Below are 14,882 nucleotides of genomic sequence, written 5' to 3'. Positions count from 1 at the left end.
CACTCAACTACCCACCTTCATTTTTATCATGTAGTTTAAACATCACGATAACGTGTGGGAACGTAATCGCAGCTAGAAAAGCAAAAAATACTGACAGGAATAGGAGCTGCGAATCTTTTAAAAAGTAATAGATCAATAACAAGCCAATAATTGAAATCAACCAATAAATAAAGGATGATTTTAAATAGAGCAGCACCGTTTTACGATTGAAGTCACCATATAAATATTTAACTTGCTCAAATAAAGAGGGTATACTGTGCCACAAAATAAAGTAAATACAAAATGCCCATATTAAGGAGGCTAATTTGAAAACTACAAAAAATACAGCCAAATAAAATAACTCTTTAATAGTGTTAGTATTTGTACTGGAGGTATAAATTGCATAACCGATACTAAGTACAAATAACATTGAACTAACCGTAAATAGAAGACCTATATATAATGTAGGGGTTTTATATCCAGTGATATTGACTACAATGTTAAGCACTTCATTCTGATTAGTTATAAATAACATGCCTAAAACAACCAAACCATAAAATATATAAACAATATGTCTTATAGCTGTTTTCGTCTTGAATTGATGTTCCCAATGCTGTTCTCCAAAGTGATATGCACTAAATAAAATAAAAATTATAAGTGCAATGGCGGGGAAGTGGTAAAATAGTATTGCACCAACTACCACTATCAAAATATAAATTAAGAGAATTGATCGAGGGCTCTTCGATGGTGATTTCTCAAAGCTTTTCTTCAGTAGTTTAAAATCATTTGCTCCATGTAAGATGCCAAATGACAGTATTAATACAAAAGCTACAGTTTGCTCTATTTGCTCTTCAAAATTAACGGTAAACCATAAACAGAAGAAAGTGGAAACCAAGGTTAAATTCATCATTTTCTCAAAATTGAGCACCATAAATTACATTTTGTTTAAAAAATTATGAATAAAGTTAAACAAATTTGTTTAATAATTTGTAAATTTGATTAAACAAAATATCTTAAAACACAATTTTATTATGGAAATGTTTAGTAGTACAATGGGACTTGTTAGCAAAATGGCTAGCAATGACTATGTAGGTTTCACATTCTTCGTAGGATGTATGGCTATGATGGCCGCTTCAGTATTTTTCTTTTTCTCAATGAATTCTTATGATAGGAAATGGAGAACTTCAATTTTAGTCTCAGGACTAATTACATTTATCGCAGCAGTACATTATTGGTATATGCGTGATTATTGGGCAACAGTTGGCGAGTCACCAACATTTTTTAGGTATGTTGACTGGGTGCTTACCGTACCGTTAATGTGCGTTGAGTTTTTCTTAATTCTAAAAGTAGCTGGTGCTAAGAAAACGCTGATGTGGCGATTGATTTTCTTATCAGTAATAATGTTGGTTACTGGTTATATCGGAGAAGCTGTAGACCGTGACAACGCATGGCTGTGGGGTCTGGTTTCTGGTATTGCTTACTTTGTTATAGTATATGATATCTGGTTAGGTAAAGCCAAAAAACTAGCTCAAGAAGCTGGAGGAGCTGTATTATCTGCTCATAAAACATTATGCTGGTTTGTGCTGGTAGGATGGGCAATTTACCCTTTAGGATATATGGCGGGAACACCAGGATGGTATGACGGCCTTAACGGACTATCAATGGACGTAATTTATAATATTGGTGATGCCATTAATAAAATTGGATTTGGTTTAGTTGTATACAACTTGGCTGTGACTGCATCTTCGAACAACTCGCAGACGGCATAATCGAATTCACTGTTTAGTTAGTTGGTTAAAAAGGAATAGTTTGTAAGCAGACTATTCCTTTTTTTGTTTTTCCATCTTAAAAATAGTAACTCATAATTTCGATTCATTCCCCTTCTCTCTGTTGTATTCAAAACTTAAGTGTTCCAGCTTGTAATGAATCAATAATTGGCCTAGTTACGCCGTAATGACCGGCATCAATAGCAATGATTTTAGCATTTTTAGATTTTAGAAATTCAATTTCCTCATTGTCTAATGCGCCAACATTTTGGTCTTTTGTTCCGTAGCATACAACAAGGTTCGAAATGTCCTTATCTATTAGTTCCTCAGTAAACTTTCTGATTCCTAAGCCAGCCTTTAGCATTTCGCTCGCTTTGCGTATTTTGAAATAACGCTTAGTTCTAAACGGATTTTTACCACGGGTGGTATCGGGTTCTATAAGGGTTTTTCCATCTGAGGTAAACTTTGAGTTAAAACCTTTTAATTGATAAAATGTTTGAAGTGAGTCGGCATTTAGTCTGCCATTTAGCATAAAATACTTATCAGCAAGTGAAGGCCTAGTGGCTAAATAATGTGGAATTATAAATGCGCTATATGAATGTCCGACCACCACCACATACTTGCCTCGGTCTTTAAAGTACTTAATAGTCTGGTACATCATTTCAGAAGAATTGTCAATTTCTTTAATACCATCATCAAGATCAAAAGATATTTTCCAATTAAATATCTCGGGATTATAGGTCGTGGATTGGTGCAGGCTAACAAAATAGTAGTTTTTAAAATTGTTAAGGTAACTCCAAGATGTTTTACCATTATAATCATAGCCTAATTGATTTGTGGGGCCACCATCACCCATAATAAGCACGGTGTCATTTTCAATATTACCTTCGGCCATCCAGAGTTTAGTGGTATCCTTTGTAAAGATGGTAGGAGCATAGTTGCTATCTGGCACTGGTGCCGTTTCTTTCTGTTGATTTAATGGAGCGGTTTCATTCCTGCAGGATAAAATGAGTAAAAATATAAATGTGAATAAGGTTAGCGATTGTGAACTTGGACTTTTCATAATATTTCGATTTAAAAAAGTATCTTGATGTAAAGATATGTAGCAAATGTATGTAATTTATCTTTACATCAAGATATATTTTAATTATTTTTGAAACATATATTGAATTATGGCTAAGGAAGAGTACCAAGATATTATCGATAATCTTGTATCCGATTGGAATAAAGAAAGACCAGAGTTGGATGCTTCAGCAATGCAAATTGTTGGTAGAATTTTAAAGCTAGGAAAAATACTAGAGCGTCGTGCAGGGCAAGCGTTAAAAGAAAGCGGCATATACTATACCGACCTTGATGTGCTTGCAACACTTAGGCGTTCAGGACAGCCCTACGAGCTAACTCCAAAGCAATTAATGAAATCAGTTTTAATTACTTCCGGTGCAATGACTGCCTTATTAGAAAGGTTGACAAAACTTGAATTAATTTATAGAGCGTCAGATCCTAAAGATGGACGTGTTAAGCTTGCTGGTCTTACACAAAAAGGGAAAAAAGTAATAGATACAGCAATAGAAATTAGATTTCAAGAAGCGTCTAAATCTGTTGGAATGTTGACGGCTACACAACAAAAAATATTTGTTGCCCTACTCAAAACAATGCTAGCTGAAATTGAGGATGCTTAGCTTACCATCCTCCCGAGGCACCACCACCACCGAATCCGCCACCGCCGAAGCCTCCTCCGAAACCACCGCCACCGCCAAAGCTTCCTCCGCTGCCAAATCCACCTGAGCTACTACTAGAGCCGCCATAACTTCCGCGCCCCATATTACTTAGGATAATAATATCCCATAGGTCATAACTTGACGATCCTGCACCGCCATTTCCACCACGATTGCGGTTAATTCTTGATAGAATCACTAAAATGACGAAAAATATGAAAATCAAAAAAGGCCCGATAGGAATATTAGTACTTCTGTTTTGCTGTGGTGTGCCTTTAAAACTGCCTGTAAGTACTTGAAAAACGGCATCGGTACCTTTATTTAAACCTTGATAGTAGTTGCCTTGTTTAAATTGAGGAACGATGATGCGTTCAATAATCCGTTTGGCCAATGCATCCGTCAAATATTCCTCAACCCCATAACCAGTGCTGATTGCTATTTTCCGATCGTTTTGTGCCAATAAGATTAATACTCCATTGTCTTCGTCTTCTTGTCCTATTCCCCATTTTTGTCCCCACTGCGCCCCGAGATAATTAATGTTTTCTCCTTGGGTCGATGGAATAATAATCACCACAATTTGTGTTGAGGTACTGTCAGAATATGTTATTAATTTTCGCTCTAGTGAAGATTTTTGCCCTTCATTTAAAAGCCTGATGTAGTCATATACACTAGTTTGTATGCTCGGTTTAGGCGGAATATCATATTGAGCATTTGACTGGCTTGTTATTCCTAAAAAGCAAATGAGTATTAAGGTTTTTAAACAACGCATACTACCCTTTTGAGATTTCATTGGTTAACTCATCTATGTCATTATCATCCCATGGAAAATGAGCAGATAATTCTTTACCCGCTAATAAAATTCCACTAATTAGTCCCTGTTTGAATTCTCCTTTTACAAAATGTTCTTGAATTGTATTCTTGGTACTTTCCCAGAAATTTTTTGGAACGACCTTATCAATACCCTTATCACCACAAATAGAAAATGTGTGATCTTCAACAGCTACATAAATTAACACGCCGTTTTCTTCTTTGGTATTATCCATTTTAAGTTGATGGAAAAGGAGGGTAGCTCTGTCAAATGCCTTCAATTCACCAGATGATTTTTCGAGATGTACCCGTATCTCACCAGAAGTATGTCGCTCAGCCTGTCGAATAGCAGCAATAACCTCTTGCTCTTCGCTAGTGGTTAAAAATGATTCGACCTGTGACATGATTAGTTTTTGAAGTCAAATTCTACATCAGGCGCTTTTTCACTTCCTGCATCAGCTTTATAACGTTCCATAGGTTCAAAACCTACCCAGCCTGCGAATATATTGTTAGGAAAACGATTGATGTGTTTTTCATATTCTCCAACCTGCTCATTATAACGATCCCTCGCTACATTAATTCGATTTTCAGTACCTTCTAGCTGTGACTGAAGCTCTCTGAAGTTTTGATTTGCCTTAAGATCAGGATAGCGTTCTACGGTAACCAAAAGTCTAGATAATGCCGAAGTTAAACCGGACTGTGCTTGTTGAAATTGGGCCATATTTTCGGCATTAAGATTTGATGCGTCTATATTTACCGACGTCGCCTTTGCTCGTGCGCTTATTACACTTTCTAAGGTGCTTTTTTCAAAATCTGCAGCGCCTTGGACCGTTTTAACCAAGTTTCCAATAAGGTCACTTCGACGTTGGTAGGCACTTTCAACATTACTCCATTTGGTTTTTGCGTCTTCTTGATATTCTATTCCTGTATTGTAAAATCCTTTATAGGCATTGTAGCCCCATATCGCCACAATTAGAACAATTGCTACAGGGATTATCCATTTTTTCATACCGCTAGAGTTTTTGTTAGAGTTGGCTTTTGATCTTGACGAGTTCTGCTTTGATGCTTTCGAGCTTCCTAATAATTTCAAAATTGTTGAGTGTTTTTTTCTTGCCTTCTTTTAAATGAATCTTTGCGCCTTCGAGCGTAAAACCGCGTTCTTTTACTAAATGAAAAATGAGCTGCAGATTCTTAATATCATCAGGGGTAAATTTTCTGTTGCCTTTTGCGTTTTTCTTAGGCTTTAGGGCATCAAATTCTTTTTCCCAAAATCGGATTAACGAAGTATTCACATTAAAAGCCTCGGCGACCTCGCCAATACTGTAGTACCGTTTCTCTGGAAGTTCAACGTGCATTAATCTAATGAGATATTTTCTATCACAGACTTACCTAACATAATCTCATATTCTTCCGGAGTAAGGTCAGCGTGATAAAAGTTGATAGGGTTAATAGCTTTTCCGTTTTTGTGCACTTCGTAATGAAGGTGCGGTCCTGCTGATAAACCTGTATTACCTACATAACCTATGATATCTCCACGGGTCACTTTCTGACCTTTTTTAACTTCATACTTGCTAAGGTGAGCGTAGTAAGTCTCATAGCCAAAACCATGATCGATAATAATTAAATTACCAAAAGTACTACTTCGCACAGCTCTTTTTATAACACCATCTCCAGTTGCATAAATTGCTGCTCCACGTGGTGCAGTAAAGTCCATACCTTTATGCATCTTGCGGTATTTTAAGATGGGATGCATACGCATACCATAACCAGATGCCATTCTTTTTAAGTCTCTATTTTGTACTGGCTGTATTGCAGGAATTGCTAATAACAATTTTTCTTTATCCTCTGCCAATAATTTAATCTCATCTAAACTTTTTGATTGTACTACCAATTGCTTCGACAGGACATCAATACGTTTACTGGTATTAATGATCATACCAGAATTGTCAAACCCTTCTAATGATTTATAACGATTAATCCCACCAAAACCAGCTCTGCGCTGTTCTTCAGGTATTGGGTTCGCTTCAAAGTAAACTCTATATAAAGTGTTATCGCGTTCGGCGATATTCTCTAATACTTTTTCCATTTGATTCATCTTACGATTCATCAATTGGTATTGTAACTCGAAATTTTTAAGCTCGCGTGCTTGCGTTAATTCTTTTGGAGTTCTAAAAAGATTAGTGTTTAGCAATAAGGTGAGACCTAAGAATGCAAAAAGTACCGACGACAATAAAAAAAGGACAATATTACGAGCCTTTTTTCCCTTGGTTGGTTCAATTTTTCTATACGATAAGGTGTCTTGGTCGTAATAATATTTTACCTGAGACATAAGTCAAAAAATTCTATTTTTGCACAATTCTTAGTGAAGGCGAAAGACGGTGAAACCCTTCCCTATTCTCACAAAGATAAAAAAATGTTTGAGTTTTCAACAAAACGGTATAAAACCAAGAAAATTGCCCATGAAGTCACAAGATGTAAGAGCTCAGTTTTTACAATTTTTTCAAGATAAACAGCATGCTATAGTGCCATCGGCTCCAATGGTGATGAAGAATGATCCTACCTTGATGTTTACCAACGCAGGGATGAATCAGTTTAAAGAATACTTTCTAGGCAATTCAAAACCCAAAAGTAATCGCGCGGCCGACACCCAAAAATGTCTTCGTGTTTCTGGTAAGCACAATGATCTTGAAGAAGTAGGTATGGATACCTATCACCATACCATGTTCGAAATGCTGGGTAATTGGAGTTTTGGTGATTATTTCAAAAAAGAGGCAATTCAATGGGCATGGGAATTACTTACCGAAGTGTATAAAGTAGATAAGGATAGTTTATATGTGTCTGTTTTTGAAGGAAGTGCTGATGCAGATAATTTGAAAATGGATGCCGAAGCTTTCGATTTGTGGAAGGCCATTGTGCCTGAGGATCGAATAATTATGGGAAATAAAAAAGATAATTTCTGGGAGATGGGTGATCAAGGACCTTGTGGGCCATGTTCCGAGATTCATGTTGATATTCGTAGCGACGAAGAAAAAGCAAAGGTGCCTGGAAAAGACTTAGTTAACCAAGATCATCCCTTGGTGGTTGAGATCTGGAACTTGGTATTTATGCAATACAATCGAAAAGCAAATGGTAGTTTAGAAGAATTACCAGCAAAGCATATCGATACCGGAATGGGCTTTGAGCGTCTTTGTATGGTGCTGCAAGGTGTTAAGTCTAATTATGACACCGATGTTTTTACCCCGCTTATTCGTGAGATAGAAACAATCACTGAAACCAAATACGACCTTGATGAAAAGACCGATATAGCAATTCGCGTAATTGCCGATCATGTTCGCGCAGTTGCATTTTCAATAGCCGACGGCCAGTTGCCGAGTAATACCGGTGCAGGTTACGTAATTCGAAGAATTTTACGAAGAGCCATTCGTTACGGTTTTACGTTTTTAGATACTAAAGAGGCATTCATTTATAAGTTAGTCAATACGCTTAGTAATCAAATGGGCAAAGCTTTTCCTGAGTTGAAATCCCAGAAAAATTTGATCGAAAATGTGATTCGCGAAGAAGAGCAATCGTTCTTAAGAACGCTCGATCAAGGTTTAGGTTTGCTTGACACGGTGATTAAAGTTAATAAAGGAAAAGAAATTGATGGTGATAAGGCATTTGAACTATATGACACCTATGGATTTCCTATTGATTTAACGGAGCTTATCGCTAGAGAAAATGGGATGACGGTTGATATGAAAGGTTTTACTGAAGCCTTAGAAAAGCAGCGTCAGCGAAGCCGAAGTGCTAGTGAAGTGCAAACCGACGATTGGCAAGAATTATTAGATGACACCAATCAAGAATTTATCGGTTACGATTATTTGAAAGCTGATGTCAGAATCGCTCGCTATCGTAAAGTCGAGAGTAAAAAGTCTGGAACACAATACCAGTTAGTTTTTAACCTAACTCCTTTTTATCCTGAAGGTGGTGGTCAAGTTGGTGATAAAGGATATTTAGAATCGTCTAACGGAGATGTTACTTATATTGTAGACACCAAGAAAGAAAACAACCTAGTTATTCATATAACCGAGAGTTTGCCTACCAATGTAAATGATTCATTTAAGGCAGTGGTTGATGAACACCAGCGTCAACGAACAGCAAGCAATCATACCGCAACGCATTTAATGCATCAGGCGCTTCGTACTATTTTAGGAGAGCATGTCGAGCAAAAAGGGAGTATGGTACACTCTGGTTACCTACGCTTTGATTTCTCTCATTTTTCTAAAGTCACTACTGATGAATTAAAACAAATCGAGGACTTTGTAAATGCAAGAATTAACGATTCGATTAGTTTAGAAGAGAACCGGGCTATGCCGTATCAAGAAGCGATAGAAAAAGGAGCAATAGCACTTTTTGGTGAAAAATATGGTGATGTGGTAAGAGCAATTCGTTTTGGTGAAAGTATGGAATTATGTGGCGGTACACATGTGCAAAACACCAACGAAATATGGCATTTTATTATTACTTCAGAAAGTTCGGTAGCTGCCGGAATTCGAAGAATTGAAGCTATTACCAAAGATGCCGCTAAGGAGTATTTTGCAACTGAAACAGCTAAGTTTAATGAAGTAAAGGCGACTCTAAAAAATAATAAAGAGCCACTTAAGGCAGTAGTGAGTCTTCAAGAAGAAAATGCAAATTTGAAAAAGCAAATCGAGCAGTTACTCAAAGACAAGGCGAAAAATGTAAAAGGCGAGCTTAAAAATGAAGTGGAGCAAATAGGAGACATCAATTTTGTGTCTAAAAAACTTAACCTAGATGCAGGAGGTATAAAAGATCTTTGTTTTGAACTAGGAAATGAGATTGATAATCTTTTCGCTGTGTTTGGATCAGATGCTGGTGGAAAAGCGATCTTAAGTTGTTACGTTTCTAAGAACCTAGTTGAAGAAAAGTCGCTAAACGCGGGACAAATTGTTCGTGAGCTTGGTAAATACATTCAAGGTGGCGGCGGCGGCCAGCCATTTTTTGCAACTGCAGGCGGAAAGAATCCTGAAGGGATTGATGAAGCATTATCAAAGGCAAAAGACTTTATTAAATAATTCACTCCCTCTCCTGTGGGAGAGGGTTGGGGTGAGGGCAAATGCAACTACAAACCAAAATACCACTTTCAAAATCCAATAATCAAATCGATTATGACTCCAAGGTACTATTAATTGGGTCTTGTTTTGTTGAAAATATCGGGAACAAACTTTCCTATTTCAAGTTTCGATCAGTGCAAAATCCGTTTGGTATTTTATTTAATCCTGTAGTGATTGAAAATTTAATTGCGAATGCTGTAGGTGACGTTCAGTATACAAGTGATGATGTATTTCAATACAATGAGTTATGGCATTCGTTTGATGCGCATTCTGGTTTAAGCAGTCTCAAAAAGGAAGAATTACTTAACGGCCTAAATGCCGGATTAGGTCAGACGCGCGACCAATTGACCAATGCATCTCATGTCATTTTAACCTTGGGTACAGCCTGGGTATATCAATTAAAACAAACCAATCATATTGTTGCCAATTGCCATAAAATTCCACAACAAGAATTTGATAAAAAGTTATTGTCGGTATCTGAAATCCTAAGCAGTTTGCAAACGGTGGTTCAACTTATTCATCATCTAAACCAAAAAGCAGTAGTTTTATTTACTGTTTCACCTGTCCGTCATTTAAAAGATGGCTTTGTTGAAAATACTAGAAGCAAATCGCATTTAGTTGCAGCCATACACGAGTTAATACATCGTTCGCCACAAAACAATTTAAATTATTTTCCGTCCTATGAACTAATGATGGATGAGCTTCGAGACTACCGATTTTATACCGAGGATATGATCCATCCCAACAAGTTAGCTATTGATTATATCTGGGAAAAATTTCAACAGGTTTGGATTGATGAAAATGCATCTGCCACAATGAAAAAAGTGGAGAGCGTTCAAAAAGGTTTAGCGCATCGATCATTTAATGAGTCGAGTGACGCATCCATGCGATTTAAGGCTAAATTACAATCAGATATTGGTGTTCTGGTACAACAATATCCGCATATGCAGTTCTAGGCTTTTTACCATTAAACCAAAATTTTATCCTTAACTTTCTGCAAATCCTACACCATGCGGAAAGTACTTTTTGGAATTATTATCACTTTAACCTTATTACTATTTTTTCAATACTGCCAACATCAAAAAGAAGAACAGCAAACCGTTTTTAAAGGCACTCAGCTTATACAAGAACAGCTAACCAATGTGGGCAAATTAATTGTTACTGAGGGTCATTTTTCAGAAGTATATAACTATGCTGATGCAAAATCTTCATGGGGAGATTTAATGACATTTGAAAAGAAAGCACTTGTCATTATTAATGCTGATGTTGCAGTTGCCTACGACCTCAGTAAACTGACTTATGAGTTTGATGAAGATTTAAAAATCATCAGAATTACGGCTATTCCAGATGAAGAGATAACCATTAACCCAAAAATTGAGTTTTATAATATCGATCAAAGTGTCTTCAATCCGTTTACAGGAGATGATTACAATAAAATCCAGGAAAAAGTACGAGTAGATTTTAAAGAAAAAATTGAAAACTCCACTATTACAACAAACGCTAAAAATCGATTAATTAGTGAGCTTTCGAAGTTTTATATAATTACAAATTCAATGGGGTGGACGTTGGAGTATGATGAGTCAGTTGATAAGAAGTATAAGCTGACAAAAGGATCAGTTTTACTAGATTAATTACTTCAATTGAAAGTGAATATGGTCGTCATGCCGCACTGCTTGACAACCATGAAAACGAACTTTACTATTGTTCAATTTAAGCCGTTGTTTTAAATGAGGTTCTATAAATAGTTTTCCGACTTGTTTTTGTTTTAAAATACTATTTGCAAGATACCGTGTTCCATTTTTTGAAAGAATCAGGTCATCATTTATGGTTCCAAAAGTTAGATATTTCGGGAAATCATACTGCCAATTCCCTTTGTTTTTGCAAACTGCTATTTGATCGTATTCATTTTGTTCTGGTGCAGCATATGTCCCATATCCGCTGATTGATTTCTTTTTATTTGAAAGGATCTTTTCTTTCGTTTCATACACCAAACTAATATCAATCTTTTTACCATCATTATGACTTAGATGTGGCAGCAGTGGAAAGCCATCTATAAAAGGAAAATTGGCATCGAGGTAGACAAACTGCAATTCAGGATGCTTTTGATTTAACTCATTAGCAACTTGAAAAATGATCTTGTTCAATTCAGGCTCGACATAGTTTCTGTTGGCAAGTTTATAAAAGAAAGAGTGCGCCTTTACAGTTTTTGACTCCGCAATTTTCTCTCGACCAAAAAGAGGTGCTAAAACTGGTACTAATAAAAATGTGGTTAAAAAATATAATCCACAAAATAGAGCGACTTTTTTTAATCGTCGTTTAGTTGATCTTCTTTTTATTGAAAGTATCGCAATCAAATAAATAATTCCGCCAACTTGCGTTACTATAGTAAGTACAATAACGACTAAAAGATGAAGTAGGATTTTTAGGAAGCCTTTCAGTATGGTAGTTTTAAGATATAAAGTATTAAGCCTGTAATGTCTTTTGTAGTTTGCGTAACCCACCACCGTTAACAGCATCAATACCATTCTTCCTTAGTAAACCAACTCCAGCAGCACTTCTAACGCCACTTTGGCAATAGACTACTACAGGTTTTTTATGCGACTTGATCTTTTCGAGATGGTTACCAAGTTCACCAAGCGGGATGTGAATTGCTTGTTTGATGTGGTCTATCTTGTATTCATTTTCTGTACGTACATCAATAATAATATGTTTTTGAGTCAGGAATTGCTTTAACTTTTCTTTTTCCTTTTTAGACCCGAAAATAAGGCTTAACATTCCCATTCTATTGTGCTATTTTTTGAGATTCGATCAGTGAGATACCGCCATCAATTAAATGACCAACTTCTGGTCGATCCTGTTTAACGGTTTCTAAATGTTGTTTTATTTCTTCGGCAAAATCAGCATCGCCATTTGAGGATGCTAACTCAAAAAGTTCAATGTTTAGTAACCAATCCTCTGGGTGATTTTCTACCGCTTGCTCGAAGACTTTGTGCCTAGAAATAGTCTGATTTGTACCTTCTCTAAAATCACGAACTTGTTGGTATAGCATTTCAAGCTCTTTGCGTTTAGGAGATTTTTTGGTCTTTATGGTAGTGGAAGAAGTGGAGTGTGTCATTAAATCAAATGAACTAAGGTCGGCTGGTCCAGAGAAAGCGGAAACTATTTCTTTACCAACGGCCATGTCATAAACTCCCCATTCTGGTTTAAACAAGGTTTCACTCTTGTAAAGTACAGTGCAGTTTTTAAAGCTGATTAAGATGATCTTACCTTGAAGATTGCGAGTTCCTGTGATAATCTCACCTTTTACTTCAACACCACCCTCAAAAGTTAGATGTACCTGTTTCCCTTCATAAATCCCATAAGCATCTAAATCCCGCGGACTCATATCTTCAATGGCTAGATTAATACCTTTTAATTTGCCCACTGTTGTTCCGTAACCGTCAACATGTGTTTTGGTTCCGTGACCTACTAATTCTTTTTCACGATAGGAGAGGGCTGTGCCACCAATTGTTTGAATATAAACGGGTTTGCCATCGTCTTCTATTACTTTATTGAAGATTCCTGAGATTTGTAATCCGGTGCTTAATTCAATAGTACCAAGTGCTTTGGAAGTGATTAGTTTTTTAACTCCTGAAAGCCCACCTTTTCGCAATGCCATAGTGTTTGCAAATTCCTCTAGAATAAGACTTAAATGCGCAAAATCTGGTGTTACAAATAGTTGAGGCTGAGGTTTCGTAATGTCGAACTCTGTAAAAGTGGCTTCCTTGGTGTATGGTATTTTTTTAACCTTGTCTGTCATGCACCAAGCACTTTCACCTATGGAAGATAAAAGTCCAGCGCCGTATATTTTTGGATCATCTACTTCACCGATTAATCCGTATTCAACCGTCCACCAGTGTAAATTTCGAATAAGGGCCATTTCACTTGGCTCACCCATATTTTTTTGTAAATATTCAATCTTTTGCTCTGCTTCATCAATCTCGTTTTGTGGCGTCCCTGGTGCTTCTTTTATAATGCTTAAATGCCTAACGGCTTCATATAACTCATAATCCTTACCACTACTTATTGCTTTACAGCCTATCTCACCAAACCGTCTTAAGTATTCCGCATATTCCGGATTTGCAATAATAGGCGCGTGTCCCGCACCTTCATGAATAATATCGGGAGCAGGCGTGTATTCAATATGTTCTAATTGTCTAATGTCTGACGCAATGACGAGTACATTATAGGCTTGAAATTCCATAAAAGCACTCGGTGGAATAAAACCATCAACAGCAACGGCAGCCCAACCAATCTCCTTAAGAATACGGTTCATGCCGTACATATTGGGAATATGATCAATAGAAATCCCCGTTTTTTGAAGCCCTTCCAAATACGAAGAGTGCGCTACTTTACTCAAATAGTCAACATTTTTGCGCATAACATAGCGCCAAACTGCTTGGTCAATAGCCGAATAATCTGAATACTCCTGTGGTTTAATAAATTGACTAAGATGCTTGGGTAAACGATCTAGTATCTCATTTGATTCAATAATGGCGCTCATTAAAATCCCATTTTTTTGGTTTAGTAAAGTTACGAAATAGACTAAAAACAAAAAGCTGCAACAATGTTACAGCTTTGTTATAATTAAAAACAAATATCTTAATTAGCTTGTGCCAAAGGAGGATATTGTTTCATAATCTCTTGCACAAACTCTCGAATGCGTGCTTCTTTTTTCTCGATATTATTGTTGGTTACTAGGTTGCCAGTTCCTTTACCTTGCCATACCAATTCTTTTTCATCGGTATCGATTACGTCTATATATAATGACCCTTCAGTGCGAGTTGAGATATTATTAAGGCCGCCGCCCCAACCTGGACCCCAGCCCCAGCCCCAGCCTCCCCAGCCGAAACCACCCCAACCAAAGCCTCCCCAGCCCCAGTTGTTATATACGTCTACGCGTTCCTTTTCTTTGGTAAATATATTTACCAAAACATCGGGATTATCACTTTTCACAAAGCCTTTTGCAAGCATTTCAGACTCAATTGCACGTAGAATACGTTTTTTGTCGAGATCTGAAATCTCCGCTTTGTCGATACCTGTTTTGTAAAAGGCAAACGATTTGTATTCGTTGAAGTTTGCTTGTTGATCATAATCAGAGGCTACGCGTACGCTAACACAGGAGGTAAGCATTAAAACGAGAAGTAGCGGTAGTAGTACTTTTATTTTTTTCATCATAACAGCTTTTAAAAAATTAATATTCCCCAGAAATTCCAATTAAATTACCACAATAATTATACCGAAAATGACTGCAGTTATTAATTTTTTTTCTTGTCAAAGCCATACGGACAATGTCTGCATCCACTCTCGCAACAGTATCCTCTTTTTAAATGATACTGTTCAGTAAAACACCTATATCCTTCAGGTGTTAAATAGTAATCACCTTCTTCTACCGGAATTATTTTTTTCATAAAATCACTAATGTTAACAAAATCAGTCGATTCTGGTTATAACTTTTTCTT

17 protein-coding genes are annotated in these 14,882 nt (G+C 36.7%); 5 read left to right on the top strand and 12 right to left on the bottom strand.

What is annotated here, in order from left to right; all coding sequences use genetic code 11:
* Window positions 1-7: 7 nt before the first annotated feature.
* A complete protein-coding gene (locus GWK10_RS16085; protein WP_204263157.1) occupies window positions 8-910 on the bottom strand; it encodes a Brp/Blh family beta-carotene 15,15'-dioxygenase in 903 nt (300 codons plus the stop codon).
* Window positions 911-1,010: 100 nt separating this feature from the next.
* Here GWK10_RS16085 and GWK10_RS16080 point away from each other — a divergent pair, with 100 nt between their 5' ends.
* On the top strand, window positions 1,011-1,748 hold the full coding sequence (locus tag GWK10_RS16080) for a bacteriorhodopsin-like (protein WP_164033424.1): 738 nt from the start codon (window positions 1,011-1,013) through the stop codon (window positions 1,746-1,748).
* Window positions 1,749-1,875: 127 nt separating this feature from the next.
* Here the strand turns inward: GWK10_RS16080 and GWK10_RS16075 are convergent, their stop codons facing one another.
* The gene (locus GWK10_RS16075) at window positions 1,876-2,808 is read right to left on the bottom strand and encodes an alpha/beta hydrolase (RefSeq protein ID WP_164033423.1); all 933 of its coding nucleotides are present in this window, start codon (window positions 2,806-2,808) and stop codon (window positions 1,876-1,878) included.
* A gap of 109 nt (window positions 2,809-2,917) precedes the next feature.
* Between GWK10_RS16075 and GWK10_RS16070 the strand changes: the two genes are divergently transcribed.
* Window positions 2,918-3,424 carry a MarR family winged helix-turn-helix transcriptional regulator gene (locus GWK10_RS16070; RefSeq protein WP_164033422.1) on the top strand — a complete coding sequence of 169 codons (507 nt, stop codon included), beginning with the start codon at window positions 2,918-2,920 and terminating at the stop codon, window positions 3,422-3,424.
* Window position 3,425: 1 nt separating this feature from the next.
* Here GWK10_RS16070 and GWK10_RS16065 read toward each other — a convergent pair whose 3' ends face one another.
* The 5 genes from GWK10_RS16065 to GWK10_RS16045 are packed head-to-tail and all read right to left on the bottom strand — an operon-like array spanning window position 3,426 to window position 6,596.
* The gene (locus GWK10_RS16065; RefSeq protein ID WP_239540780.1) at window positions 3,426-4,250 is read right to left on the bottom strand and encodes a TPM domain-containing protein; all 825 of its coding nucleotides are present in this window, start codon (window positions 4,248-4,250) and stop codon (window positions 3,426-3,428) included.
* On the bottom strand, window positions 4,231-4,671 hold the full coding sequence (locus tag GWK10_RS16060) for a TPM domain-containing protein (protein ID WP_164033421.1): 441 nt from the start codon (window positions 4,669-4,671) through the stop codon (window positions 4,231-4,233). The genes GWK10_RS16065 and GWK10_RS16060 overlap by 20 nt, the downstream gene beginning before the upstream one ends.
* Window positions 4,672-4,673: 2 nt before the next feature.
* Window positions 4,674-5,276 (bottom strand): LemA family protein, encoded by a 603-nt coding sequence (locus GWK10_RS16055; RefSeq protein WP_164033420.1) that lies wholly within the window; start codon window positions 5,274-5,276, stop codon window positions 4,674-4,676.
* Window positions 5,277-5,292: 16 nt separating this feature from the next.
* On the bottom strand, window positions 5,293-5,622 hold the full coding sequence (locus GWK10_RS16050) for a MerR family transcriptional regulator (RefSeq protein ID WP_164033419.1): 330 nt from the start codon (window positions 5,620-5,622) through the stop codon (window positions 5,293-5,295).
* A complete protein-coding gene (locus GWK10_RS16045; RefSeq protein WP_164033418.1) occupies window positions 5,622-6,596 on the bottom strand; it encodes a M23 family metallopeptidase in 975 nt (324 codons plus the stop codon). The genes GWK10_RS16050 and GWK10_RS16045 overlap by 1 nt, the downstream gene beginning before the upstream one ends.
* 130 nt (window positions 6,597-6,726) lie before the next feature.
* Between GWK10_RS16045 and alaS the strand changes: the two genes are divergently transcribed.
* The 3 genes from alaS to GWK10_RS16030 are packed head-to-tail and all read left to right on the top strand — an operon-like array spanning window position 6,727 to window position 11,012.
* Entirely contained in the window at window positions 6,727-9,342 is a 2,616-nt protein-coding gene (alaS, locus tag GWK10_RS16040; RefSeq protein ID WP_164033417.1) for an alanine--tRNA ligase, read from the top strand.
* A 41-nt stretch (window positions 9,343-9,383) separates the two neighbouring features.
* Window positions 9,384-10,337, top strand: coding sequence for a GSCFA domain-containing protein (locus GWK10_RS16035; protein WP_164033416.1), 954 nt, complete (start codon window positions 9,384-9,386; stop codon window positions 10,335-10,337).
* A gap of 54 nt (window positions 10,338-10,391) precedes the next feature.
* Window positions 10,392-11,012, top strand: a complete 621-nt coding sequence (locus GWK10_RS16030; protein ID WP_164033415.1) for a DUF4230 domain-containing protein — start codon at window positions 10,392-10,394, stop codon at window positions 11,010-11,012.
* Here the strand turns inward: GWK10_RS16030 and GWK10_RS16025 are convergent, their stop codons facing one another.
* The 5 genes from GWK10_RS16025 to GWK10_RS16005 all read right to left on the bottom strand — a co-directional run bounded on the left by GWK10_RS16025 (window position 11,013) and on the right by GWK10_RS16005 (window position 14,831).
* A complete protein-coding gene (locus GWK10_RS16025) occupies window positions 11,013-11,897 on the bottom strand; it encodes a hypothetical protein (protein WP_239540779.1) in 885 nt (294 codons plus the stop codon).
* Window positions 11,845-12,162 (bottom strand): rhodanese-like domain-containing protein, encoded by a 318-nt coding sequence (locus GWK10_RS16020; RefSeq protein ID WP_164033414.1) that lies wholly within the window; start codon window positions 12,160-12,162, stop codon window positions 11,845-11,847. The genes GWK10_RS16025 and GWK10_RS16020 overlap by 53 nt, the downstream gene beginning before the upstream one ends.
* Before the next feature lies 1 nt (window position 12,163).
* Complete coding sequence (locus GWK10_RS16015; protein WP_164033413.1) at window positions 12,164-13,924, bottom strand: aromatic amino acid hydroxylase; 1,761 nt, start codon at window positions 13,922-13,924, stop codon at window positions 12,164-12,166.
* Between the two features lie 98 nt (window positions 13,925-14,022).
* Complete coding sequence (locus GWK10_RS16010; RefSeq protein ID WP_164033412.1) at window positions 14,023-14,595, bottom strand: DUF4136 domain-containing protein; 573 nt, start codon at window positions 14,593-14,595, stop codon at window positions 14,023-14,025.
* Window positions 14,596-14,678: 83 nt separating this feature from the next.
* Window positions 14,679-14,831, bottom strand: coding sequence for a DUF5522 domain-containing protein (locus GWK10_RS16005; RefSeq protein WP_164033411.1), 153 nt, complete (start codon window positions 14,829-14,831; stop codon window positions 14,679-14,681).
* Between the last annotated feature and the right edge of the window lie 51 nt (window positions 14,832-14,882).

The organism is Spongiivirga citrea, assembly GCF_010671565.1.
Classification (GTDB): Bacteria; Bacteroidota; Bacteroidia; order Flavobacteriales; family Flavobacteriaceae; genus Spongiivirga; species Spongiivirga citrea.
The sequence above is the reverse complement of the archived record's forward strand: the minus strand, read 5'-3'. Positions and strand labels throughout refer to the sequence as shown.

What these genes read in the sequence shown, in the direction of transcription:
- GWK10_RS16015 (WP_164033413.1), bottom strand. Translation starts at nt 13,924, where the DNA reads ATGAGCGCCATTATTGAATCAAATGAGATACTAGATCGTTTACCCAAG.
- alaS (WP_164033417.1), top strand. Translation starts at nt 6,727, where the DNA reads ATGAAGTCACAAGATGTAAGAGCTCAGTTTTTACAATTTTTTCAAGAT.
- GWK10_RS16070 (WP_164033422.1), top strand. Translation starts at nt 2,918, where the DNA reads ATGGCTAAGGAAGAGTACCAAGATATTATCGATAATCTTGTATCCGAT.
- GWK10_RS16075 (WP_164033423.1), bottom strand. Translation starts at nt 2,808, where the DNA reads ATGAAAAGTCCAAGTTCACAATCGCTAACCTTATTCACATTTATATTT.
- GWK10_RS16060 (WP_164033421.1), bottom strand. Translation starts at nt 4,671, where the DNA reads ATGTCACAGGTCGAATCATTTTTAACCACTAGCGAAGAGCAAGAGGTT.
- GWK10_RS16065 (WP_239540780.1), bottom strand. Translation starts at nt 4,250, where the DNA reads ATGAAATCTCAAAAGGGTAGTATGCGTTGTTTAAAAACCTTAATACTC.
- GWK10_RS16020 (WP_164033414.1), bottom strand. Translation starts at nt 12,162, where the DNA reads ATGGGAATGTTAAGCCTTATTTTCGGGTCTAAAAAGGAAAAAGAAAAG.
- GWK10_RS16050 (WP_164033419.1), bottom strand. Translation starts at nt 5,622, where the DNA reads ATGCACGTTGAACTTCCAGAGAAACGGTACTACAGTATTGGCGAGGTC.
- GWK10_RS16010 (WP_164033412.1), bottom strand. Translation starts at nt 14,595, where the DNA reads ATGAAAAAAATAAAAGTACTACTACCGCTACTTCTCGTTTTAATGCTT.
- GWK10_RS16080 (WP_164033424.1), top strand. Translation starts at nt 1,011, where the DNA reads ATGGAAATGTTTAGTAGTACAATGGGACTTGTTAGCAAAATGGCTAGC.
- GWK10_RS16025 (WP_239540779.1), bottom strand. Translation starts at nt 11,897, where the DNA reads ATGCTGTTAACGGTGGTGGGTTACGCAAACTACAAAAGACATTACAGG.
- GWK10_RS16085 (WP_204263157.1), bottom strand. Translation starts at nt 910, where the DNA reads ATGGTGCTCAATTTTGAGAAAATGATGAATTTAACCTTGGTTTCCACT.
- GWK10_RS16035 (WP_164033416.1), top strand. Translation starts at nt 9,384, where the DNA reads ATGCAACTACAAACCAAAATACCACTTTCAAAATCCAATAATCAAATC.
- GWK10_RS16005 (WP_164033411.1), bottom strand. Translation starts at nt 14,831, where the DNA reads ATGAAAAAAATAATTCCGGTAGAAGAAGGTGATTACTATTTAACACCT.
- GWK10_RS16055 (WP_164033420.1), bottom strand. Translation starts at nt 5,276, where the DNA reads ATGAAAAAATGGATAATCCCTGTAGCAATTGTTCTAATTGTGGCGATA.
- GWK10_RS16045 (WP_164033418.1), bottom strand. Translation starts at nt 6,596, where the DNA reads ATGTCTCAGGTAAAATATTATTACGACCAAGACACCTTATCGTATAGA.
- GWK10_RS16030 (WP_164033415.1), top strand. Translation starts at nt 10,392, where the DNA reads ATGCGGAAAGTACTTTTTGGAATTATTATCACTTTAACCTTATTACTA.